Source organism: Bathymodiolus heckerae thiotrophic gill symbiont (genome assembly GCF_900128515.1).
In the GTDB taxonomy this organism is placed as follows: Bacteria; Pseudomonadota; Gammaproteobacteria; order PS1; family Pseudothioglobaceae; genus Thioglobus_A.
The window spans coordinates 1-803 of record NZ_FQTP01000258.1; the positions used below are offsets into that span (position 1 = coordinate 1).

1 protein-coding gene is annotated in these 803 nt (G+C 39.7%); it reads right to left on the bottom strand.

The window, feature by feature from the left end; translation table 11 throughout:
* Nucleotides 1-803 (bottom strand): cytochrome b (locus BTHERMOSOX_RS11725; protein ID WP_138121262.1); only part of this gene is annotated, 803 nt, incomplete at both ends.

The following is an 803-nucleotide window of genomic DNA, read 5'->3' on the forward strand; positions in this document are numbered from 1 at the left end:
CAAAATAAAGCGCCGTGAAAATCTGAGCCATTAGGCTGTATAGCGGTGTTACTGCTTGCATTCCTAACCAACCCAAGACGATAAAGGAAACAACAAATATTCCTAAAGCAACTTTATAAGGCCATGAACGGTATCTAATTGATTTAACTTTAGAGCGATCTAACCAAGGCAGTGCTACCAAGATTAATAGCGCTGCAAACATCGCTAACACGCCTGGTAATTGCGAACCAAACATTGGTGGAATGGCTCTTAACACTGAATAGAATGGTGTTAAGTACCAAAGTGGTGCAATACGATCTGGCGTTTTAAGTGGGTTTGCTTCAACAAAGTTTGGAGCCTCCAAGAAGTATCCACCTAAGGCCGGTGCAAAAAATACAATAGCACTAAAGATCATTAAGAATACTACAACACCCATAATGTCTTTTACGCTGTAGTAAGGGTGGAACGGAATGCCGTCTTTTGGAATGCCGTTCGCATCTTTATTTTTCTTAATTTCAACTCCATCAGGGTTGTTTGAACCAACTGTATGAAGCGCAACAATATGCATGAATACCAAGATAACCAAGATAAGTGGAATGGCAATAACATGCAATGAGAAGAAGCGATTAAGTACCGGATCGCCTACAGCAAAGTCACCTAGAATGAATTCTAAAATTAATTCACCAACAATTGGGAGTGAGCCAAATAGATTGATAATTACTTTTGCACCCCAGTATGACATTTGACCCCATGGTAGTACGTAACCCATGAAAGCTTCAGCCATTAGTGCAATATAAAGCACCATACCAAGAATCCAAATTAAT